This is a genomic window from Endobacterium panacihumi (assembly GCF_050847465.1).
In the GTDB taxonomy this organism is placed as follows: Bacteria; Pseudomonadota; Alphaproteobacteria; order Rhizobiales; family Rhizobiaceae; genus Neorhizobium; species Neorhizobium panacihumi.
Window position 1 is genome coordinate 1 of record NZ_JBOZRA010000006.1, and the last position, 21,608, is coordinate 21,608.

Annotated in this window: 21 protein-coding genes and 1 tRNA gene; 12 read left to right on the forward strand and 10 right to left on the reverse strand. The window is 61.0% G+C overall.

Annotation, left to right across the window (positions count from 1 at the left end; genetic code table 11):
* The first annotated feature begins 126 nt into the window (after positions 1-126).
* Genes ACRQ1B_RS21705 through ACRQ1B_RS21720 form a run of 4 tightly spaced genes read left to right on the forward strand, consistent with a single transcriptional unit; the run spans position 127 to position 2,756 of the window.
* Complete coding sequence (locus ACRQ1B_RS21705; RefSeq protein WP_432296159.1) at positions 127-531, forward strand: PAAR domain-containing protein; 405 nt, start codon at positions 127-129, stop codon at positions 529-531.
* 1 nt (position 532) lies between these two features.
* The gene (locus ACRQ1B_RS21710; RefSeq protein WP_432296160.1) at positions 533-1,756 is read left to right on the forward strand and encodes a hypothetical protein; all 1,224 of its coding nucleotides are present in this window, start codon (positions 533-535) and stop codon (positions 1,754-1,756) included.
* Complete coding sequence (locus tag ACRQ1B_RS21715) at positions 1,756-2,325, forward strand: hypothetical protein (RefSeq protein ID WP_432296161.1); 570 nt, start codon at positions 1,756-1,758, stop codon at positions 2,323-2,325. The genes ACRQ1B_RS21710 and ACRQ1B_RS21715 overlap by 1 nt, the downstream gene beginning before the upstream one ends.
* A complete protein-coding gene (locus ACRQ1B_RS21720; RefSeq protein WP_432296162.1) occupies positions 2,313-2,756 on the forward strand; it encodes a hypothetical protein in 444 nt (147 codons plus the stop codon). Before ACRQ1B_RS21715 ends, ACRQ1B_RS21720 begins: the two co-directional genes overlap by 13 nt.
* Positions 2,757-2,903: 147 nt before the next feature.
* On the opposite strand, the gene ACRQ1B_RS21725 is transcribed toward ACRQ1B_RS21720, so the two are convergent.
* Positions 2,904-2,977, reverse strand: a tRNA-Gln gene (locus ACRQ1B_RS21725).
* A 458-nt stretch (positions 2,978-3,435) separates the two neighbouring features.
* Here ACRQ1B_RS21725 and ACRQ1B_RS21730 point away from each other — a divergent pair.
* On the forward strand, positions 3,436-5,067 hold the full coding sequence (locus tag ACRQ1B_RS21730) for a Ppx/GppA phosphatase family protein (RefSeq protein ID WP_432296547.1): 1,632 nt from the start codon (positions 3,436-3,438) through the stop codon (positions 5,065-5,067).
* Entirely contained in the window at positions 5,064-5,822 is a 759-nt protein-coding gene (locus ACRQ1B_RS21735) for an RlmE family RNA methyltransferase (protein WP_432296163.1), read from the forward strand. The genes ACRQ1B_RS21730 and ACRQ1B_RS21735 overlap by 4 nt, the downstream gene beginning before the upstream one ends.
* A gap of 220 nt (positions 5,823-6,042) precedes the next feature.
* On the opposite strand, the gene ACRQ1B_RS21740 is transcribed toward ACRQ1B_RS21735, so the two are convergent.
* Positions 6,043-7,449, reverse strand: a complete 1,407-nt coding sequence (locus tag ACRQ1B_RS21740; RefSeq protein WP_432296164.1) for a DHA2 family efflux MFS transporter permease subunit — start codon at positions 7,447-7,449, stop codon at positions 6,043-6,045.
* Positions 7,450-7,664: 215 nt separating this feature from the next.
* Here ACRQ1B_RS21740 and ACRQ1B_RS21745 point away from each other — a divergent pair, with 215 nt between their 5' ends.
* The 5 genes from ACRQ1B_RS21745 (at position 7,665) to adhP (ending at position 13,640) form a co-directional block, all read left to right on the forward strand.
* Positions 7,665-8,675: an MBL fold metallo-hydrolase gene (locus ACRQ1B_RS21745; RefSeq protein ID WP_432296165.1), complete on the forward strand. Its 1,011-nt coding sequence runs from the start codon at positions 7,665-7,667 to the stop codon at positions 8,673-8,675.
* A 307-nt stretch (positions 8,676-8,982) separates the two neighbouring features.
* A complete protein-coding gene (gene guaB / locus ACRQ1B_RS21750) occupies positions 8,983-10,476 on the forward strand; it encodes an IMP dehydrogenase (RefSeq protein ID WP_432296166.1) in 1,494 nt (497 codons plus the stop codon).
* A 97-nt stretch (positions 10,477-10,573) separates the two neighbouring features.
* Positions 10,574-10,993: an MAPEG family protein gene (locus ACRQ1B_RS21755; RefSeq protein WP_432296548.1), complete on the forward strand. Its 420-nt coding sequence runs from the start codon at positions 10,574-10,576 to the stop codon at positions 10,991-10,993.
* 591 nt (positions 10,994-11,584) lie between these two features.
* Positions 11,585-12,466, forward strand: a complete 882-nt coding sequence (locus ACRQ1B_RS21760; RefSeq protein ID WP_432296167.1) for a dienelactone hydrolase family protein — start codon at positions 11,585-11,587, stop codon at positions 12,464-12,466.
* A gap of 145 nt (positions 12,467-12,611) precedes the next feature.
* Complete coding sequence (adhP, locus tag ACRQ1B_RS21765) at positions 12,612-13,640, forward strand: alcohol dehydrogenase AdhP (RefSeq protein ID WP_432296168.1); 1,029 nt, start codon at positions 12,612-12,614, stop codon at positions 13,638-13,640.
* A gap of 10 nt (positions 13,641-13,650) precedes the next feature.
* Here adhP and ACRQ1B_RS21770 read toward each other — a convergent pair whose 3' ends face one another.
* From ACRQ1B_RS21770 to ACRQ1B_RS21790, 5 genes are all read right to left on the reverse strand, one after another.
* The gene (locus ACRQ1B_RS21770; protein WP_432296169.1) at positions 13,651-14,871 is read right to left on the reverse strand and encodes an MFS transporter; all 1,221 of its coding nucleotides are present in this window, start codon (positions 14,869-14,871) and stop codon (positions 13,651-13,653) included.
* A 252-nt stretch (positions 14,872-15,123) separates the two neighbouring features.
* Positions 15,124-16,020, reverse strand: a complete 897-nt coding sequence (locus tag ACRQ1B_RS21775; RefSeq protein ID WP_432296170.1) for a hydrogen peroxide-inducible genes activator — start codon at positions 16,018-16,020, stop codon at positions 15,124-15,126.
* Positions 16,021-16,111: 91 nt separating this feature from the next.
* Complete coding sequence (locus tag ACRQ1B_RS21780; RefSeq protein ID WP_432296171.1) at positions 16,112-16,420, reverse strand: type II toxin-antitoxin system RelE/ParE family toxin; 309 nt, start codon at positions 16,418-16,420, stop codon at positions 16,112-16,114.
* Positions 16,421-16,422: 2 nt separating this feature from the next.
* Positions 16,423-16,698, reverse strand: coding sequence for a CopG family ribbon-helix-helix protein (locus tag ACRQ1B_RS21785; RefSeq protein ID WP_432296172.1), 276 nt, complete (start codon positions 16,696-16,698; stop codon positions 16,423-16,425).
* Between the two features lie 66 nt (positions 16,699-16,764).
* Complete coding sequence (locus tag ACRQ1B_RS21790; RefSeq protein ID WP_432296173.1) at positions 16,765-17,715, reverse strand: LysR substrate-binding domain-containing protein; 951 nt, start codon at positions 17,713-17,715, stop codon at positions 16,765-16,767.
* Between the two features lie 190 nt (positions 17,716-17,905).
* Between ACRQ1B_RS21790 and ACRQ1B_RS21795 the strand changes: the two genes are divergently transcribed.
* Complete coding sequence (locus tag ACRQ1B_RS21795; RefSeq protein WP_432296174.1) at positions 17,906-18,199, forward strand: YjiS-like domain-containing protein; 294 nt, start codon at positions 17,906-17,908, stop codon at positions 18,197-18,199.
* Between the two features lie 114 nt (positions 18,200-18,313).
* On the opposite strand, the gene ACRQ1B_RS21800 is transcribed toward ACRQ1B_RS21795, so the two are convergent.
* From ACRQ1B_RS21800 to ACRQ1B_RS21810, 3 genes are all read right to left on the reverse strand, one after another.
* A complete protein-coding gene (locus ACRQ1B_RS21800) occupies positions 18,314-19,147 on the reverse strand; it encodes a DUF937 domain-containing protein (protein WP_432296176.1) in 834 nt (277 codons plus the stop codon).
* A gap of 192 nt (positions 19,148-19,339) precedes the next feature.
* Entirely contained in the window at positions 19,340-20,713 is a 1,374-nt protein-coding gene (locus ACRQ1B_RS21805; RefSeq protein ID WP_432296177.1) for a glutamate--cysteine ligase, read from the reverse strand.
* 139 nt (positions 20,714-20,852) lie between these two features.
* On the reverse strand, positions 20,853-21,590 hold the full coding sequence (locus ACRQ1B_RS21810; RefSeq protein ID WP_432296178.1) for a 16S rRNA (uracil(1498)-N(3))-methyltransferase: 738 nt from the start codon (positions 21,588-21,590) through the stop codon (positions 20,853-20,855).
* Between the last annotated feature and the right edge of the window lie 18 nt (positions 21,591-21,608).

A 21,608-nucleotide genomic window follows, 5' to 3' on the forward strand; every position in this document is an offset into this window, starting at 1 on the left:
AACCGTATCAAGCAGATGCGTGGCCTTGCAACGAGATACGACCGGCGTGCCGACAACTATCTCGCCGCCCTCAAGCTTGCCGCGACGAGGATATGGATTGCGTCAGCTAATGAGTCCGCGTCCTAGATGCCCCCAGCACACCGACGCGCCGATATCGGCTCAGCGCACGCCTGCCACTTCCCGCCATCACCGGCCACCGGCGGCAGTCCTGACGTTTACGTCAACGACCGCCCTTTGATGCGTGTCGGCGATAGTTACATGCCGCATGCCTGCGTGGCGGGTCATGCCGGGCCGCATGGGCGGGCGCTCGCGGCAGGGTCCGCCACCGTGTTCATCAACGGCAAACCGGCCGGGCGTATCGGCGATGCCATCGATTGCGGCGGCAACGCGCAAACCGGATCCGGTGATGTGTTCATTGGTGACGACGAAGGCAAGGGGGCGGGCGGCGGTGGCGCCGGCAGTGCGGCAAGTGGCGGCACGCCGTGCCAGGCCAGCATGGCCGCGCAATCCATGCCGACGGTAAGAGGATAGGATGGCCGATCTCGCGCGCGAAACCAGTCCGCTGTCGCAGGCCGGCGCGGCGCTTCTTGCGCGGCTCGGCGAGATCGCACACGATCCGGGCCGACGGATTTTTGCCGTGATGGATGGTGCGCGGTTCGACAATCTTTCCGCCTTGCTCTATCGCGCCGATATCGCGCATCGCCCGCTTTATCGCCATGCCGGCGGTGATTACGCGGTGGTGGCCGGTGGCCCCTGGTTCGTCGATTTTTCGCAATCCGCTCAGCGGCCGCCGGTCGAAATCCTGGCGCAATCGGAGGAGGGCGAAAAGCCGGATCTTTCCGAGGAAGCCTTGGCCGCGCAAGCCTCTCGTTTGTCGGAACGCATGCTGGCGAGCCTCAATGCCGGGGATGCGTCCGCTGGCGGCATGCTGATGGAGGCGCAGGGCGCCCGACCGGACACCATCATCGCCCGCCTGCAATCCGTGCTCGATATCGCCGATGGTCGCTCGGCCATCGTCTTCTGGGTCGGCGACGAGGTTTTGACCGCAGAAACGCTGTTCCGCCATCTGCGCGGTCTCAATCGCATTACCATTCCGCGCGGCCCGGGTTCCGATGTGTTCGACGGCAGTCGGGTGGAGATTGTTGCCGCGGGTGGCCCGGATGAGGTCGGCGACACACCGGATGTGCGCGGTGCCCAGCGCGAAACGGTGATCTTTCGCCATGCCGATCCGGATGTGATGATGCAGGTTTTTCCGGTGCTCGATGAGACGCAGGCGCTTCGCCTGTTCGGCCCTGCCGAGCAGATATTTTTTGCACCCGATGATATCTGGGGTGGTGGCGTCAAGCGCGGGCGGCGTCCGTCCGCCGAGGTGTTTGCGGCAAGGGGCATGCTGCATCTGTCGCCCGAGATGATCGCCTTGATCGAGGATGCCCGTATGCAGGCCTCGCGCCGCAAGGTGGTGGCCTATCTGCGCGATGTGCACCCGGCAACGGCTGAGTACACCGAGCGCGAGATGATGGAGCGGGTCCTGTCCTATGAGGCGTCCGGCACGCGGCTCGGGCTGGCATCCGAACGGGCGCATATGAAATGGGCCTATCTGATGTCGATCACCGATGGCGGCTGCGATGGGCCGGAGGCCGAAAGTTTCTTCGGCAATACGCCAAAACATCCCGACCATGCGATCGACGATCTGCTGGCGGCGTTCGACGCTGCCGCGGGTGACGAATGGCAGGGGTTCTGGGGTGAGGGCGTCTGATGGGAGGTCTGCTGAAGCTCATCCTGCAAATGCTGAAGGGCGGTGCCCGGCGCCCGCCGGTGCGTACACCCCCGGCAAAACCGCCTGCCCAGCCGCCGGCAAAACCCCAGCAGGCGCAGCAGAAAGCGGATCAGCAAGGCAGTTCCTCGCAGCAGCGCAACAATTGCAGCGGCAATTGTGCGCAGTTGAAAAAGCCGGTGCGCCGGCATGATCCATGCAAGACCAAAGGCGGCGATCCGACCAAGGAGCGCAACTCGATGATCGATCCGGACCACAGGCAGGCGATCGGCCGTGATCTCGACGATATCATCGCGGGCAAGGTGCCAAAAACGGGTGAGACCTGGACAGTCGGTGGTCGCAGCTACGGCATGCATAACGGCTCGCTGCACCCGGTCAGCGGCCCCGGTATCGTTGATCTGTCGCGCCCGCAGCACCAGTTGATCCAGCAGCTGAACGGCAATACGCCGGAAAACGCCCGAAAATTCGCCGAGGCTATGAAAAACAAGGGTATCATGGATCAGAATGCAATCGACACCGTCATGGAGCTCTGGCGCAAATGCAGCAAATAAACCTGGTCTACGACGGGCCGATGCCGGATGTTTTCATCGACGGCCAGCCGGGTATCGAGCGGCTCCAGGCTGCCTTTGCCGAGGTTTTTGATGCGCGGCAGCCAAGTGTTTTTAACGGCGAAGACACGTCCGTTTCGTTCGTCGATTTTCTCGATCGCCATACGGTGGCGGAGGTCTGGCCGCTCAAAAGCCGGGAATTCGCGACCAAACTTAATATCTATCTATTTGAACGTCAGGACGTCGCGGGAAAACTGGCGCGTCTGGCGGGTGCCTTACGCATGTCTGTGGCTGTCGATATCGGCAAGGATATCAAGGATGACAGAGCCTTCCTGTTCACCCCTGAGGGCGAGGTACTGGCCGGGGAACTGGTCATGATGTCAGCGGCTGACGGCACGGAGGAAATCCATTTTTCCGAGGCAAGACTGTCGTGACCGGTGGTCATGTGTCGTTTGCATGATGCTGCATGGAGCAGAAGCAACATGAGAAAACGCCGCGCATGGCAGTGCCGTGCGCACAGAGATGTCTATGGCAAAGCCAAAATCGGCAATTTTCCCTGTGAAACAATGTCGGGGAGAGATTGGCTGGGGAACCTGGATTCGAACCAAGATTAACGGAGTCAGAGTCCGTCGTTCTACCGTTGAACTATTCCCCAGCAGGGATGCCAGCGTGTCGCCGGTTCATCGGTGTGCGGCGCTTATAACCAAAGTTTTTCAGATTGCAAATACCGTTTTCAAAAAACTTTCATCCGATTTTTCATCCCTGTGGATGATTGCCGCATGCCATGCTTAAGCCATCGCCCCGTGCCGGCAAAAAGGCGTTGGCGAAAGTGCCCGTCGCTGTTATCCTAATGTCAACGAAACACCAGATGCCTGCGGCAGTCCCATTTCACGGGGTTCTTGCGCGGCGAGACGGAAAAGATCAGTGATGGACCCCGACAGCGGCAATGCGCCGCCAGATGGCGGGGCGTCGACGGCAGGGCGCAGCGGCAAGAACCGCAGGCGCCGCAAGGCAAAGCAGAACGGCAAACCCCGTTCCGCGGCCCTACCTGCGCGTGGTGGCGAAGCCGGCATGACCGGCGAAGCCAGACGCCCTGAAACGAATGACGATGGCATGCCTGTGCGCAAGCGCAAGCGTCGTCGCTCGCGTGGTGGTGCGGCCTCTCAAGCTGCGCATGGTAACCAGTCTTCCAAAAACGAGCAGGGCGATACTTCTTCGCGTGGTCAGAACCATGGCGGCGATCATGCCGCGCGTGGTGGCGGGCATGAGGGTGCAAGTCATGCCGGCGGAGCGGTCGGCGACGGTCAGGGCAGCGGTGATCACGGTTCCGGTCAGGGGCAAGGACAGGGTGCGGGCAAGAACCGTAATCGTTCCCGAAACAGAAACCGCAACAAGAACCGCAATGTCCGCAACCCGCAGGTCCGCCCATTGGCGCCGGCCGGCAAGCAGACCGACAAGCAGCATTCCCAGCGCAAGGGTGATGCTCGCGAAGCCGTGTCTGGCCTGCCCGATATGGCGCATGAAGCAAAGCTGCGTCATGGCCAGCATCCGGCCTTTGAGCCGCGTTCGCCCAGACATGAAAGAGGTCACGAAAAGACCGGCCCCCATGATCGCGTGCGTGAAAATATCGGCCAGCACGAGGATCTCTACGCGGCGCTCGATCTCGGCACCAACAATTGCCGTCTCCTGATCGCCCAGCCGACGCGTCCCGGCCATTTTCGCGTCGTTGATGCGTTTTCGCGCATCGTGCGTCTGGGGGAGGGGCTCGGCGCTACCGGCCGGCTGTCGCAGGATGCCATGGATCGCGCCGTCGACGCCTTGCGCGTCTGCGCCTCGAAGCTCGCCAACCGGCCGATCAAGCGCATGCGTCTGATCGCGACAGAGGCTTGCCGTGCCGCCGAAAACGGCGAACTGTTTTTGTCACGCGTCACCGCGGAGACGGGTCTGGAACTGGAAATCATCGATCGCGAAACCGAAGCGCGGCTGGCCGTATCCGGCTGCTCGTCGCTGGTCGGGCGCGAGGCGCGTTCGGTCGTGCTCTTCGATATCGGCGGCGGTTCGTCGGAAATCGCCGTCATCCGGATCGGTGACCAGCGCTCCAGCCGTCTGGCCAGTCATATCACCGACTGGACCTCGCTGCCGGTCGGCGTCGTGACCCTGTCGGAGCGCCATGGCGGCCGCGATGTCACGCCGGACGTGTTTTCGGCCATGGTCACCGAAGTCGAGGGCATGCTGCAAAAATTCCAGTGCCCGCCGATCGACATGAATTATGTCGGTGCGGGACCTGAAGACTTCTATCTGATCGGCACGTCGGGCACCGTCACGACGCTCGCCGGCGTGCATCTCGACCTGCCGCGTTATGACCGCCGCAGGGTTGATGGCGTCTGGCTGTCGAACAGCGAAGTCGATGCCATGCAGCACAAGCTGCTCTCCTGGGATTTTGCCGGCCGCGCCGCCAATCCCTGCATCGGGCCGGATCGCGCCGATCTGGTTCTGGCCGGCTGTGCCATTCTCGAAGCCATCCGTCGCCGCTGGCCGAGCACCCGCATGCGGGTGGCCGATCGCGGCCTGCGCGAAGGCATTCTCACCGAAATGATGGCCGATGACGGCGTCTGGCGCCGGCACCGCGTTCGCAAGGACGGGGCCAGGGACGGGGGACGTGAGGGTGGTCGGGACGGCGATACCGGCACAAAGCCCGCCCGTCACGGACAGCAGGCACCGCATTCTTCAGGAGCAAGGCGATGACGAAACCGCCCATCGGCCGCAAGCTCGGCCAAAAAGTCAAGAGTGGCAAGCTGAAGGCGTCTTCGCGCCGCTGGCTGGAACGCCATATCAACGATCCTTACGTGCAGCGCGCCAAGCTGGAAGGGTATCGCGCCCGCGCGGCTTTCAAGCTTCTGGAAATCGATGAAAAGCACCAGATCCTCAAAGGCGCGCGCCGCATCATCGATTTGGGTGCTGCACCCGGCAGCTGGTCGCAGATCGCCGCCAAGGTCACCAATTCGACCGATGAGGATATCCGCGTTGCCGCCATCGACTTTTTGGAAATGGCGCCTCTGCCGGGTGTAAAGATCCTGCAGCTGGATTTTTTGGATGACGATGCGCCGCGCCAGCTGATCGAGGCGATCGGCGGTACGCCGGATCTCGTCGTTTCCGACATGGCAGCCCCGACCACCGGCCACCACAGGACGGACCACCTGCGCACCATGCATCTGTGCGAGGTTGCGGCCTATTTCGCCATCGAGGTTCTGGGCCCCGGCGGCCATTTTCTGGCCAAGACTTTTCAGGGGGGCACGGAAAAGGATCTATTGGACATGCTGAAGAAGCATTTCAAACAGGTCATCCATGTGAAGCCGGGTGCTTCGCGTCAGGAATCGGTGGAAATGTTCCTGCTCGCCAAGGGGTTCAAGGGGCGTCAGGCGGATGTGCCCGATCCGCGTGAAGAGACCGCCGAATATGTGGACGAGCGCGAAGGCTGGGCCGAAGATCACGACAGGTGATGTTTGTGGGTTTGCACTCGTAAGGGTGTGTTATCGAATTTGGTATTGAGGCGGCGCGGCAAGCCCCTTCTCCCCGCGTGCGGGGAGAAGGTCCGGAGCGACAGCGAGGGGATGAGGGGCTGTTGCAGTTGCAGGCGCATAGTTTGGGGCTTTTGCCCCTCATCCGCCTGCCGGCACCTTCTCCCCGTTCTGACGGGGAGAAGGGAACAAGCCGCAGCCTTCACTCCCCCGGCGCCGGTTTCGCCCGCAACCCCACCCCATGACCGGACGCCACCGCGCCTGCATATTTGTCGAGCGGCAGAAGCGGGATGATCGCCAGCAGCGACATCACCGACACCGCGTAGAAGGCGAGATGGAAATCCGCCAGTTGCAGATGCGTGCCTGAGATCGCCGAGGCTGCTTCCAGAATCGATGCCGCAAAGGCGACGCCGAGCGCAAGGCTCACCTGCTGCAGGACGGATGACATCGAGGTGGCCTGGCTGGCCTGCGAATCCTCGATTTCCGAATAGCTCAGCGCATTGGCGCCGGTGAAGAAGAACGAGCGCGCCAGCCCGGAGATGAACAGGAAGAGGATGATCGCCGCATGCGGCGTCTGCGGCGTGAAGAAGCCGTTGACGACGGTGGTGACGGCCCCCACCACGCCGGCGCAGATCAGCGTCGTCTTGAAGCCGATGGCGCGATAGACCCGTTTGGCGATGAACTTGACCGTCAAGGCGCCGCCCGCACCGGCAAAGGTGATCAGGCCCGACTGGAACGGGTTGAGCCCGAAAGCGAGCTGCAGCATCAGCGGCATAAGGAAGGGGATGGCGCCGGTGGAGATGCGAAAAATCGTGCCGCCGATCGTCGCTGCGCGAAACGCGGCGTTTTCGAAAATCCGCAGGTTGAGGATCGGGAACGGGTGTCGGCGGGCGTGAAAGACGTAGGCGATGGCACAGGCAATGCCGATCAGCGTCGCCGATATGCCAACGGCGGGCGGCAGCGCTGGTAGACCGATGACGGAGAGGCCAAAGACCACGCCTGCGGCCGCAAAGGCGGTCAGCAGAAAACCGAGAAAATCGATGCGTGGCGATTCCCGTTTTTCGATCTCGGGCAGGTAGATGCCGGTCATGATCAGGCCCAGAATGCCGACCGGAATGTTGATGATGAAAATCCAGTGCCAGGAAAAATAGGTGGTGATGAAACCGCCGATCGGCGGGCCGGTGAGCGGCCCGACCAGTGCCGGAATGGTCAGAAGCGCCATGGCGGAGACGAGATCGCTGCGCTTGGTGGTTCTGAGCAGAACGAGGCGCCCGACCGGCGTCATCATTGCGCCGCCCATGCCCTGCAGAAAACGCGCCATCACGAATTCGATCAGGTTGCCGGAGATGGCGCAGAAGATCGAGCCGATCATGAAGACGAGAATGGCCGAGCGAAACACCTTTTTCGCGCCGAACTTGTCGGCCATCCAGCCGCTGATCGGAATGAACACGGCGAGCGCCACCATGTAGGAAGTTAGCGCCAGTTTCAGTGTGATCGGCCCGACATTCAGGTCCGCCGCGATCGTCGGCAGGGCGGTGGCGATGACGGTGGAATCCATCTGCTCCATGAAAAGAGCGACGGCGAGAATGAGAGGCACTGCGCGGTTCATCGGGGACGCTTCACGGAAATGATGCTGGGGCCTGCGACTAAGGCTGGAAAGTCTGTATTCCTCATTTGATGACATGCCAATCATGTCCGGCTAACTTTTGTCAGTTTGCATCACGTCTGCGTGACGCCCGCTTGCTCGTCACACCGTGCTTCTATCTTTTGTCACGGGACGGTCCTGCCTTCGCTCGGCCGATAGACATAATGATGGAGAACACCATGACGCGCTTTACGATCGGTCGCAGGACGATGCTTGGAACCGCCGGTCTCGGTGTGCTGGCCGCACCGGCCATTTTGTCGGGTCAGGCTTTTGCGCAGACGGCGCAGGCAGGGGCCGATGCCAACAAGGGACTACCCATGGATCATGCCATGCCGCCGGAAGTGAACCGCTTCAAGCTCGGCGATTTCGAAGTTCTCGCCATCCGTGACGGTTTTGGTGCTCTGCCGAAGCCGAACGAAACCTTTGGTACCGATCAAGCGCCGGATGCGGTGGCGGCACTTCTGGAAAAGAACTTTCTGCCCACGGACCAGTTCGTCAACAGCTACGCGCCGGTTGCCATCAACACCGGCAGCGAGCTCGTGCTCTTCGATACCGGTTTCGGTGAAGGTGGCCGCGCCAAGGGCAATGGCCGCCTGATCGAAGGTCTGGCCGCCGCCGGTTACAAGCGCGAGGATGTGACGGTCGTCGTGCTGACCCACATGCATGGTGACCATATCGGTGGCCTGATGGAAAAGGGCGAGCCGGCTTTCCCGAATGCCCGTTATATCGCCGGTCAGGTCGAATACGATTTCTGGACCGATACCGCCCGCGTCGGCACACCGGCGGAAGGTGGCCACAAGGGCGTACTCGCCAATGTCAAACCGCTCGCTGAAAAGACCACGTTTATCGGTGACGGCGCCGATGTCGTCACCGGCATCACCAGCATGGCCGCTTTCGGCCATTCGCCGGGCCACATGGTCTTCAATGTCGAATCCGCCGGCAAGCGGCTTGTCCTGACGGCCGATACTGCCAACCACTATGTGCTCTCGTTGCAGAAGCCCGACTGGCAGGTGCGGTTCGACATGGACAAGGCCAAGGCGGCGGAAAGCCGCCGCAAGGTCTTTGACATGATCGCAACCGACAAGGTGGCCTTCCTCGGCTATCACATGCCGTTCCCGGCGGTCGGTTATGCCGAAAAATTCGAGGACGGTTATCGCTTCGTCCCGAAGAGCTACCAGTTCGAGATTTGATAGCGCTCACCTCTCTGCCGTCATCCTCGTCCTCGGGTTTAACCCGGGGATGACCCGAGGACCCACACGCACGCACGGCGCTTGTGGCGGCATGGATCCTCGGCTCAAGGCCGAGGATGACCAAGGAGAGCTCTGACACGAGCTATGCAATCCCGGTGGGTCTCCCCTCCGGGATTTTTCTGTTCCCAATCTGTCATGAACGTGTTACCAGCCCTCGCCAACTTCCATGTATTTCATGCAGAAGAAGCCGGAGCAGGGATTTTCCCTTTTCCGGAGGATTCTGCCTATCCAACTGAAGGAACTGGCAATGGCACGCATCGTAATCTCGGCAACCGGCGCGGAAGCGCTTACCTTCGACGATGTGCTCCTGCAGCCGGGGCACTCGGAAGTCATGCCGGGCCAGACCAATATCGCCACCCGCATCGCCAAGGATATCGATCTGTCGCTGCCGATCCTGTCTTCGGCCATGGACACGGTCACCGAAAGCCGTCTGGCCATTGCCATGGCGCAGTCGGGCGGCATGGGCGTCATCCACCGCAACCTGACCCCGGTCGAACAGGCCGAAGAAGTCCGTCAGGTCAAGAAATTCGAAAGCGGCATGGTCGTCAATCCGGTCACGATCGGCCCCGATGCCACGCTGGCCGACGCCCACGCGCTGATGAAGGCGCATGGCATTTCCGGCATTCCGGTCGTTGAAAACGGCGGTCGTCCGGGTCGTCTGGTCGGCATCCTCACCAACCGCGACGTCCGTTTCGCCTCTGATCCGTCCCAGAAGATCTTCGAACTGATGACGCGCGACAACCTGATCACCGTCAAGGACGGTGTCGATCAGGCCGAAGCCAAGCGTCTCTTGCACACCAACCGCATCGAAAAGCTGCTGGTGGTCGATAATGAAGGCCGTTGCGTCGGTCTCATCACCGTCAAGGATATCGAAAAGTCGCAGCTCAACCCCAATGCCGCCAAGGATGCGCAGGGCCGCCTGCGCGTTGCCGCCGCCATCTCCACCGGTGATGACGGTGTCGAGCGCGCCGAACGCCTGATCGATGCCGGCGTCGATGTCATCGTCGTCGATACCGCCCATGGTCATTCCCAGAAGGTTCTCGATGCCGTTGCCCACGTCAAGAAGATGTCGAACGCCGTTCGCATCATTGCCGGCAATGTCGCAACGTCCGAAGGCACCAAGGCACTGATCGATGCCGGTGCGGATTGCATCAAGGTCGGTATCGGTCCGGGTTCGATCTGCACCACCCGTATCGTTGCCGGCGTCGGCGTGCCGCAGCTGGCAGCCGTCATGGCCGCCGTCGAGGAAGGCAACAAGCACGACATTCCGGTCATCGCTGATGGCGGCCTGAAGTTTTCCGGCGATGTCGCCAAGGCCATCGCCGCCGGCGCATCCGCCGTCATGATCGGTTCGCTTCTGGCCGGCACCGATGAAAGCCCGGGCGAAGTCTATCTCTACCAGGGCCGTTCGTTCAAAGCCTATCGCGGCATGGGTTCCGTCGGCGCCATGGCGCGCGGCTCGGCAGACCGTTATTTCCAGGCGGAAGTGCGTGACACCCTGAAGCTCGTTCCGGAAGGCATCGAAGGCCAGGTTCCTTACAAGGGGCCCGTCTCGGCTGTGCTGCACCAGCTGGCCGGTGGTCTGAAGGCTGCCATGGGTTATGTCGGCGGCAAGGACATCAAGGACTTTCAGGAAAAGGCCACGTTCGTGCGCATTTCCGGCGCCGGTCTTCGCGAAAGCCATCCGCATGGCGTGACCATCACCCGCGAAAGCCCGAACTATCCGGGCGTCAGCTCCTGATCCGAGAAAAACTCTCCACCGATTTCAGACGGGCCGGGCATGTTGTCCGGCCCGTTTTCGTGTCAGAACGGACGAAAGCTGGAGGCTCAAGCCCATGATGACCGATACCACTGCCATGTTCTGGCCGATGATCGCCCACGCGTTCCTCGTTTTCATTCTCTATTATATGTTGTCATTGCGCCGCGGCGCTGCCGTTCGCGAAGGCGGTTATGACGCCCGCCAGTTCAAGGAAAACCTCTCCGAGCCGCCGGAAAGCCTGCTGGTCCACAACAATCTGAAGAACCAGTTCGAACTGCCCATGCTGTTTCACGCCGGCACCGTGGCGATCTTCATCTGCAATGCGGACAATATCATCACCATCGTGCTGGCCTGGATCTTTGTGCTGTCGCGGTATGCGCATTCCTATGTGCATGTCACCAGCAACCGGCTGCTTTTGCGTCGCCCGCTGTTCATGCTGGGTTTCTTCGTCACCGTGCTGATGTGGGGCTGGCTGGCCATCTGGCTCGCGACCTCCTGAGTGTATTGATGCCTGCGCCGGTGCCTCACGCATTCGGTGAAGTGTGGGGAGGACACGGCCTCATATTGAATAATCCTAAATTGCAGCGCATCCTCCCCGCTCATTGATGGTTGAGGGAGGGTCGCGTTATGGGAGTGGCAGCAAATGTGGTGGCCTTCTTGGCGCTGCCGCTGCTCGCGGCGTGTAATACAAGCTCAAGCTCGGAATGGTCTGAAACGTCCACAAGCTCGAAAGACGCCAGATTTGAGCGGGCGAAAGCGATCTGCAACGGTCGTTCTGCGGAGACGCAAGTTGCTGCTGGTCGTTTGTGGATGTTGGGCCTTGCAGCATCGAGCAGCACGTTCAAAGCATGCATGGCAGAGCAAGGATTTTCGCAAAATAGATGATCGGTCTTCGGCACGTCCTCTGTGATTGCTGAGGAAATCATGGCTGGAGCGTAGTGCTGGCCGTCTGGTTCGCCATCTCTTCATTATTCTGAAGCCGGCACTCTACCTCACGCATTCGTGTAGGTCCGGCGCCGGGCCACTCCGTCGTCATGGCGGAATGCCTGCTCTAACTTCGCTTCATCGTTTCACGAGAGGAGCAGGGATCATGGACAGGAAGCCAGAAGTCACGCAGGCGATGATCAACGCCTATGACGAATACACCCACCTCCATCTCGACCGCAGAAAATTCATGGAGCGGCTGACTGTTCTGGCCGGTTCCGGTGCGGCGGCTGCCGCCATCGCTCCCATGCTCGCCGCCAATGGCGCAAATGCCGCCGTCATCGCCGTCGATGATGACCGGCTCACCACCAAGAGCGTGGTCTTTCCCGGAACAACGGGTGAGATGAAAGCCTATTGGGCGCGGCCGAAATCGGCCAGCGGCCCACTCGGGTCGATCATCGTCATCCATGAGAACCGTGGCCTCAACGAGCATATCCGCGATGTCGCCCGCCGCGCCGCCCTCGAAGGGTTCAATGCGCTCGCCGTCGATTTCCTGTCGCCGGTCGGCGGCACCCCGCCGGATGAGGACAAGGCGCGCGAAATGTTTTCGACGCTCGACCCGGCAAAGACGGCTGCCGATGGCGAAGCGGCGCGTGTCTGGCTAACCGGCCACGAAGGCGCGAACGGCAAGGTCGGCGCCGTCGGCTTCTGCTGGGGTGGCGGTCTGGTCAACCGCATGGCGGTGAACTCGCCGGAGCTGAATGCCGGTGTCGCCTATTACGGCCAGCAGGCGCCGGCCGCCGACGTGCCAAAAATCAAGGCGCCGCTGATGCTGCATTATGGCGGCCTCGACGAGCGTATCAATGCCGGCATCCCCGCCTATCGGGAAGCACTGGAAAAGAACGGCAAGACCTTCGAGATCTTCGTCTATGAAGGTGTCAACCACGCCTTCAACAACGATACATCGTCCGCCCGTTACGACAAGGCGGCGGCCGATCTGGCATGGAGCCGCACGACCGAATTTTTCAAGACGAATCTTGCCGGATAAAACTGTCGCAGCCTTGCGACACGGACGGCGGCGGCCATTTCGCCGCCGTTGACATAAGTCAACGCGATTTTTCTCCTCGACACGTTCATTGCGATCGCGGTGGGCATGCGCCCCGCCTATGTCATGACATGTGAGGAGAATGGGAATGGCATCCTTTATGAAAGCCGCCGTCGTGCGGGAATTCGGCAAGCCTTTGGTCATCGAGGAGGTGGCTATTCCGGATCCCGGTCCGGGTCAGGTGCTGATCAAATATGAAGCGACGGGTGTCTGCCATACCGATCTCCACGCCGCCAACGGCGACTGGCCGGTCAAGCCCAATCCCCCCTTCATTCCCGGCCATGAGGGCGTCGGTTACGTTGCAAAGCTCGGCGCCGGGGTCTCCCGCATCAAGGAAGGCGACCGTGTCGGCGTGCCATGGCTGCATACCGCCTGCGGATGCTGCTCGCCCTGCCGCACCGGCTGGGAAACGCTGTGCGGCAGCCAGCAGAACACCGGTTATTCCGTCAACGGCACGTTTGCGCAATATGGCCTTGCCGATCCGGATTTCTGTGGCCGCCTGCCGGACAATCTCGAATTCGGTGCCGCAGCACCCGTTCTGTGTGCCGGTGTGACGGTCTACAAGGGGCTGAAGGAAACCGAAGTGCGCCCCGGCGAGTGGGTGGTGATTTCCGGTATCGGCGGGCTGGGCCACATGGCCGTGCAATATGCCAAGGCCATGGGCATGCATGTCGTTGCTGCCGACATCTTTGACGAAAAGCTCGATCTGGCGAAAAAGCTCGGTGCGGACGTGACGGTCAACGGTCGCGATGCCGATGCGATCGAACAGGTGCAGAAGGCGACCGGCGGCACTCATGGTGCGCTTGTCACGGCGGTGTCGCCCAAGGCCATGGAACAGGCCTATGGTTTCCTGCGCTCCAAGGGCACGATGTCGCTGGTCGGCCTGCCGCCGGGTTACATCTCCCTGCCGGTCTTCGATACGGTGCTGAAGCGTATCACCGTGCGCGGCTCCATCGTCGGCACCCGTCAGGATCTGGAGGAATCGCTGGTGTTTGCCGGTGAAGGCAAGGTCGCCGCGACCTTCTCCTGGGACAAGCTCGAAAACATCAACGCCATCTTCCACCGCATGGAAGAGGGCAAGATCGACGGCCGTATCGTGCTCGATCTCGCAGCGTGACGATGTGAGGTCAGGGGAGGGGCTGACGCTCCTCCACCGGCCGTACCAGATGGCAGAACAGGGCACCGCCGGCCAGAAGAACGGCGGTGCCGATAAATACCGCAGGCATGCCGATATGCCCGCCGACAAAACCGCCCGAGACCGGCCCCGCCACCTGGCCCACATATTGCGCCGAGATAGACAGGCCGAGAATGGCGCCGGTGGCGCTGTCGGGCACATTGTGGCGGATCACTGCGGTGATGCAGGGCAGAAGGCCGCCCAAAGCCAATCCCATCAGGAACCGCAGCAGGATCAACTGCCAGCTGTCGGTGACAAAGGCCTGCGGGATAAGCAACACGGCCGCGACCGCCAGCGTGCCGGTGATGACACGCCAGTAGCCGATGCGGTCCGCCAGTTTTCCGAGCCTTGAAGCCGAAAGCACGCTGCCAAGGGCCGCCGCCGACATGACGATACCGGCGGTGATCGTCACATGCGCCGGATCGGCTACCAGCTGTGCCACGTAAACGGTGATGATCGGCTCGATCGACATGTTGGCGAACATCAGCAGCATGCCGGTAAACAGCATGGCCAGAACCGGTCCCTTGTCCGGCAGCGAAGACAGGCCTCCGCCGCCGCGTTTCGCCGCCTGCCTGCGCGCCGGCGATCTTTCCTCGCGGATCAGAAACAGCGTTGCGAGAAAAGCGAAAAAGATCGCGGCACCGGCCCAGAGGAATGTTGCCCTGATGCCGATCAGCTGCGGCAGAACCCCGCCGATCAGCGGCCCGACCAGATTGCCGGCCATGATGCCGGCCGACAATGTGCCGAGCGCCCAGGCGGAGCGATCTTTTGGTGTCTGCGCTGCCACCAGCACCATGGAGCCGGAGGCATAACCGCCGGCCAGCCCGACCACCAGCCGCAACGCTACCAGTTGCCACACGGTGGTGGCCATGCCCATCAGCGAGATGGCTATGGTCATGCCGATCGCGGCACGCACCAGCATCAGTTTTCGCCCATAAATGTCGCCGAGCCGGCCCCAGAGCGGCGCGACGATCGCGGCCGCAAAGAAGGTGGCGCCATAAGCGATACCGGACCATTGTACGATCTGCGCATGGTCTGAGAGTCCCAGTTCCTCGACATAAAGCGGCAGGAAGGGAAGCAGCAGCGTCATCGCCACGATGGTGGTGAACGAACCGGCAAGGCAGACGAACAGGTTGCGTTTCCAGTGGATGGAGCCGGTGGTGGCATCGGTCATGAGAGACTCGGCAGGCTTTGCGGGAACGCGGAGTTTAGGCGCAGGGCATTAAGGCGCCAAGCCGGGATGGGGCAGGGACGGTACGGCTTGCCTCTTCTCCCCGCAAGCGGGGAGAAGGTCCGGAGCGATAGCGAGGGGATGAGGGGCAGTCGCGAACGCTGAGCTTGAAATTTGCCCCTCATCCGCCTGCCGGCACCTTCTCCCCATCATGATGGGGAGAAGGGAAACTGCCTCACCCTCTTTCCCGAAAAATCACCTTTGCACTGGTCCGCACGCCACAATCGCCTCCGCCAGCGCCTGCATATCTTTCCCCCGTCCACTCGATCTCCGCCAGATCAAGCCGATCTGCCGCGATGGTACCGGTTCTGCGAAGGGCACGATGCGCAGGTCGTTGCGCGCTGCCTCGGTGGCGATCGCCATTTCCGGGATCAGCGTCATGCCCATGTCGTGCGACACCATCTGCAACAAGGTCGTCATCGAGGTCGCACCGAAATTGACAAGGCTGCGTTTGCCCGCTGTGCCGCAGACGGCCAGCGCCTGATCACGCAGGCAATGGCCTTCTTCCAAAAGCAGCAGCCGTTCGGCATCCACCTGCGTTTCCGTCAGGGGAGAGGTCAGCACATCGCTGTCATTATTGGCCATGGCCATGAAAAAACGGTCGGCAAACAGCGACTGGTTCTCCAGCCCGTCGCCATCAATCGGCAATGCGGCGATGACCGCGTCGATGCGCCCTTCGGAGAGATCGGCGATCAGCCGGTCGGTCACGGCCTCTCGCAACTCGATCTCCACATCGGGATGAATCTTGCGCAGGTATGGCACCAGCGTCGGCACGAGATAAGGCGCGACGGTCGGAATGATGCCGATACGTGTCAGTCCCTGCAGCACGCCGTTGCCATCGCGCGAAAACTCTTCCAGTCCCGCCACGTCTTCGAGAATGCGCCGCACCCGCTGCAACACCACGTCGCCTTTCGGGGTCAGAAGCACACCAGAGCGGTGGCGTTCCACCAGCAGCGTTCCAAGGTGGTCCTCCATCTCCATGATCTGCGCAGACAGAGCCGGCTGACTGACATTGACCATGGCCGCCGCCTTGCCGAAATGGCGGGTGGTGGCCAGCGCATCGAAATAGCGCATCTGGCGCAATGTCAGCATGATAGGGTTTTCCGATTGCCGTTTGTTTTGGGGTGCGGCGAAAGTTATCGGATGGAGAGGTGGGCGGCAATGGTCATGCTGATTTTAAAAGTCAGGTGTCCAGCTCAATATCCTTCAAATGATCCGGCTCCGCCTGACGCTCGTGTCGAGCGGCGACAATTTCTATAACGTCGTCATTCAGACGGATGGTTAAAATGAAAGGGCGCATGACCACGCGACGCGTGTCCGTAAATGCACCGCGTTGAGCCATGTTTGGGAAATCCGCTATCTTTTGGCGAAGAGCTTTGAAACGCTGTACGATTTTTCGAGCAGCTGCCGGGTTACGCTCGCCAAGGTCGGCAAGATAGTTTTCGATAAAACGCCGAGCATGATGCGACAGTCTGACATGCCGCTTTGCCATGTTCAGCCCGCTCGCTTCGCCCGTCTGGCTTCTGCCGCGTCGATGATGGCGCTGGTTTCCTCGAGGAATTCATCGAAATCGACGTAGTGGCCTGCATCCAGATCCGCTATTCCGGCTGCCTCATCGAGAATGATTTCGCCTTCCTGCTCGACGTAATATTCGAGCGCCCAGCGCATCACCGTTGCGCGGTCCTTCTTTGCGGCCGCAGCGATGCGGTCGAGAACCTCGATCAGTTCTTCCGGCAAATCCAGTTCGATCTGCATTTTTTTCGTTGCCACGGCCAATAATCCTCGGCGTTTACAGGTTCACGCTGCACCCGATGCGAGGCCGAGTCAACGACCACCTCACCACCCCGGCATCACCTGCGCCATGCGTGGCCGCACCAGCCGTGTCACGGTCTTCATGTCGCCGTCGACATCGTCGGAAACCGATGCCGGCGAAATGTTGTCGAGGCAGGCAGTGATGTGGTCGGTGATGGCGTTGAGCAGCGAAGGCGACAGGCCGGGGCGTTTCATCAGGCCGATCTGCACCGGTGGCAGCGGCGGAAAGCCGTCGGCGGCGCTGAGCACCTTCATCCCCGGACGCAGCGCCGATTCCGGCAGCACCGACACGGCCATGCCGGTGAGCACGGCGGCGGCAACCACGGTCGCAGACCAGCTCGTGAAAAGGACCTGGTAATCGCGGCCATCGGCATCGAGCGCCGAACAGGCCAGCTGCCGCCACAGGCAGTCACGTCGCCCGACGGCCAGCGGCACCGGCGCATCGTCCTTCAGCGGATGATTGGCGGACCCCACCCAGCAGAGCGGCTCGGTGCGCACCACGTCGGACACGCGCAGGCGCGGATTGTGGGTGACGAGCGCGATATCCAGTTCGCCGCGCGCCATCTTTTCGGCAAGGCTCGGCGAGGGTTCGCAGACGATGTAAAGCTCGACATTCGGATGCGTCTTGGCAAACCGGCCGATGATTTCCGGCATGTAGCGGTCAGCATAATCGTCCGGCGTGCCGATGCGCAGCATGCCTTCCAGCCTATTGTCGTCGAAGGCGGCCATGGCCTCGTTGTTGAGCCGGATGATGCGCCGCGCGTAATTCAAAAGCTTGTCGCCCTCGGCGGTCAGCTTGTTGCCGCGCCCGTCCTTCATGAACAGTTGTTTGCCGACGCGTTCTTCCAGTCGGCGCATCTGCATGGACACTGCCGATTGGGTCTTGAACACCCGGTCCGCCGCCTTGGTGAAGCTGCCGGTGTCGACGATGGCGACGAAGGTGTGCAACTGGTCGATATCGAGGGGTGCGGCCATGGCGGCTATCCATCAGGTTGGTTGATGGTTACCATTAGAAACATTCGTTGGACTGATCAATAGTCATCTCGCATAACGAAACGCAATTCCAGAGCAACAACGCTTCGAAAGAGCGAAGTTCCCTGACCGCCGGCTGGCCCATTTAAAGGGTCGGAGCGGTCTTTCCCGTGCCTGAAGAGAGGATAAGGCCATGCGCACGAATGAACGGATGACAGAACTCGGACTGGTTGGCGTAACCCGCGGCACCACGTTTTTTGGCCGTCTGAACGTGCGTTTTGCCGGCCTGTGGCGCGCCTTGAAAAATCGCGTGGCGCTTAATCCCTTGCTGGACCTTGATGACCAGCAGCTGGACGACCTCGGCCTGACACGCCACGATGTCGAGCGGGCGCTCACCCAATCCGGCGTGCTGGATGATCCTTATCGTCTTCTTTCCGCAGCAAGGCAGCGCGGCCGCCGCGCCTACATGCTGTCGCTGGAAAGATAACCCAGAGTTTTCCCCGCAGGGTCATGCCAATAGCCCTGCCTCTTGCCCGGCCCGGTCCGCCCCGTGCCGGGCTTTTTCGTGCCTAGAACTGGTTCCATTTAACAATGAACCGCTCTATCGCTTTTCCAACGGCCCGAGATAGCGGTCGAAAATGGCTTCCATGTTTTTCTGGTAGCTTTTCTGCACGTGCAGCCCGCTGTCGAACATGCTGTTCAGCGCGTCCACGAGAGGATTTTGCGGCATGGACGACACCTCCCTGGTCTTGCCGAAACCGCCCGTCATCATCTCCTGAAAGCTTTTGGCAAAACCGTTGTCGGCAAAGGGATCGAACGCCGAAGGTTGCGGTTTTTCGGGTTTTTCCAGCCCCCACATGGCGCGCATCGCCTTGGCATAGGGGTTGTCGAAGGACGACGGCAAGGCGTCATTGCCGTCGGTTGCGGTTTTTGATGCCGCTGTGCCGAACCCCATCAGCTTCATCCAGTGCTGACTGATCGCCGCCATTGGATAGATGTGGGTATCGCCCAGTTGACCGGTCGCCTGCTTGAACAGCCCGCCCATCAGCGTATCCGCCATGGCCGGCATCATCCGCTTGAAGGTGTCCTGACCGATGCCCGTCAACTGCTCGGCTTGGGCGGCGATAGCACGAGACGCCTCCTTGGAACCGAACAGGCGTTCCAGCACGATATTGCCATCGGCCTTGCCCTGTTCGGTAAAGGCCTTGCCGATATCCTCGAAATATTTGCCGTAAGCGCCCGAAAACATCGCCGCCATCAGTGGGCCGAGATCGTAGGGGTTGGCGGTTGTGCGTTTGAGGCCGGATGAGAAGGCTGGCATCAACGCCTCGATCGCCTGTTGCGCCTGGCTCTGCGCCAGCCCGAACTGTTTTGCCAGCGCCTCGATCACGGCACCGTTCTGCGCTTTCAGCATCATCTCGAACAGCGGCAGCATCTGCAAAAACCCTCCCGGAAACAAACCGCGCGCGGTCTCGACGATTATCTCGAACGAGGCCAGGCACGGCTTTGATCTCCCGCATCGGCAGGTCGAAAATCGAAAGGATCTTCGAAGCGTTGCGAAATATTATGTCGGGAAAGACTTTGCGCGAAGCTTCGTTCCGAAATCGCGCAAAAGCTATTGCAAGATTTAGTACTGGTAGTGTTCGAACACAGGGTCGATGCTGTTCAGCCAGCTGCCGTTGTAAAGCGTCAGCAGTTCCTGAGCGAGCGTTGCCTTGTTCTTCAATATTCCATCAAGCAGTGCCAGATAGATACTCTCGTCCAAGCCCTCCGCATTGCGGAAATCGCGGGCTTTCAGGCCTGCCGAAGAGATGTCGAGAATATCGCGGGCGACATCAAAGAGCGGCATGCCGCGCAGCTCGGCCGAAAGGCCGACTGTCGGCACCGCATCACGCATCGACTGCACCTCTTCGAAGGTCCAGCTTGCGGTCATGGCCTCGGCGGCGGCCAAGGCCGCGTCGTCGTAGAGCAGGCCAACCCAGAAGGCAGGCAGCGCCGCAATATGCGACAGCGGGCCGCCATCGGCGCCGCGCATCTCAAGGTAACGCTTCAGGCGCACGTCGGGGAAGAGGGTGGAGAGATGGTTGGTCCAGTCGCCCAGCGTCGGTTCCCAGTCCTCGATCTTGCCCTTCAGCGCACCATCCATGAACTGACGGAAGGTGATCTCGGTACAGTCGCGGTAACGACCGTCACGGACGATGAAATACATCGGCACGTCGAGCGCCCATTCCACGTAACTGTCGAAACCGAAACCCGGCTCGAAGGCGGCGCGCAAAAGGCCGGAGCGCGCATTGTCGGTATCGCCCCAGATGTTGCCGCGCCACGAAAGAAAGCCGTTCGGGCGGTTTTCGGTAAACGGCGAGGCGGCAAACAGCGCCGTCGCCAGCGGCTGCAGCTTCATCGACAGCGACAGTTTTCGCGCCATGTCGGTTTCGGAAGAGAAGTCGAGGTTCACCTGGATCGTGCAGGTGCGGTACATCATGTCGAGACCGCGTGTGCCGACCTTCGGCATGTAGCGGGTCATGATGTCATAGCGAGATTTCGGCATGCGCGGGGTCTCGGCAAGGGACCATTTCGGGCTGCCGCCGATGCCGAGGAAACGGATGCCCATCGGGTCTGCCACGTCCTTCAGCACCGCCAGATGATGTTCGGTCTCGGCCTGCGTTTCATGCAGCGTCTTCAGCGGCGCGCCGGAAAGCTCGAACTGGCCGCCCGGCTCGATCGAAATCGCGCCCATGCCGTCCTTTTCGCCAAGGCCGATAATCTTGCCGGCATCGATGATCGGTTCCCAGCCGAGCTTTTCCTGCATGCCTTTGAGAAGCGCGGAAATGCTGGCCTCGCCCTCGTAGGGAACGGGCTCGAGATTGCTGGTGAAGAAGCCGAATTTTTCATGCTCCGTGCCCAGGCGAAACTTGTCCTTGGGCTTGGCGCCACCGGCCAGATAGGCCGACAGTTCGGACACCGAAGTGAGGGGCGTATGATCGGTGGTGTCACGTGCCATATAAAGTACCTTTTGGAGTGCCGTTTTTCTTGACGAACGTCCGGCTGCTTGAACCGCTTTCATGTGCGGTGCAAGTGAATTTGTTTCAACGAGCCTTCAGAAAATCAGGCAATTGTGTGTCAAATCTGCCGCTGTGTCTTTACTGCCAGTCGCCGATGCTTGCCTGTATCACTGTCAGCGCCGCCACGGCCGCCGTATCTGCCCTCAGGATTCGGGGGCCGAGCGGAATGGCGGTGACGAAGGGAAGGGCGCGCAAAACCTGCCGCTCCTCCTCGGAAAACCCGCCTTCCGGGCCGACCAGCAGCGCCAGTTTGGTTTCCGTGATGGATGACAGGATCGGCAGCGGGTTCTGCCCCTCATCGCCTTCGTCGCAGAAGATGATGCGCCGATCCGCCGGCCAGCTTTCCAGAATGTCGCCGAGTTTTTTAGGGGGCATTACTTCAGGGATCGACAATATGCCGCACTGTTCGGCGGCCTCGATCACGTTGGCCGCCAGTCGGTCCATGTTGGTGATCTTGCCCTGCACATGCTGGGTCATGACAGGCTGCAGCAGGCCTGCGCCCATTTCCACGGCCTTCTGCACCAGATAATCCAGCCGTCCTGTCTTCAAGGGCGCGAACAGATAGTGGAGGTCGGAGGGTTTGGGCTGCGGGCGTGTCTGTTCGACGGGTTCGAGCAGCAGTTTCTTGCGGCTGGGAAAGGTCAGGCGGGCCCGCCATTCGCCGTCGCGTCCATTGAAGATCAGCACGTCGGCATCCGCCGCCATGCGCAGAACGTTGACGAGATAGTTGAACTGTTCCGATGTCGCCTCGATCGCCGTGCCTGAGGCGATGTCGCTTTCAACAAAAAGCCGCTGCATCCGGAAATTGGCGCGCATGATTTCAAAATCCCGTTT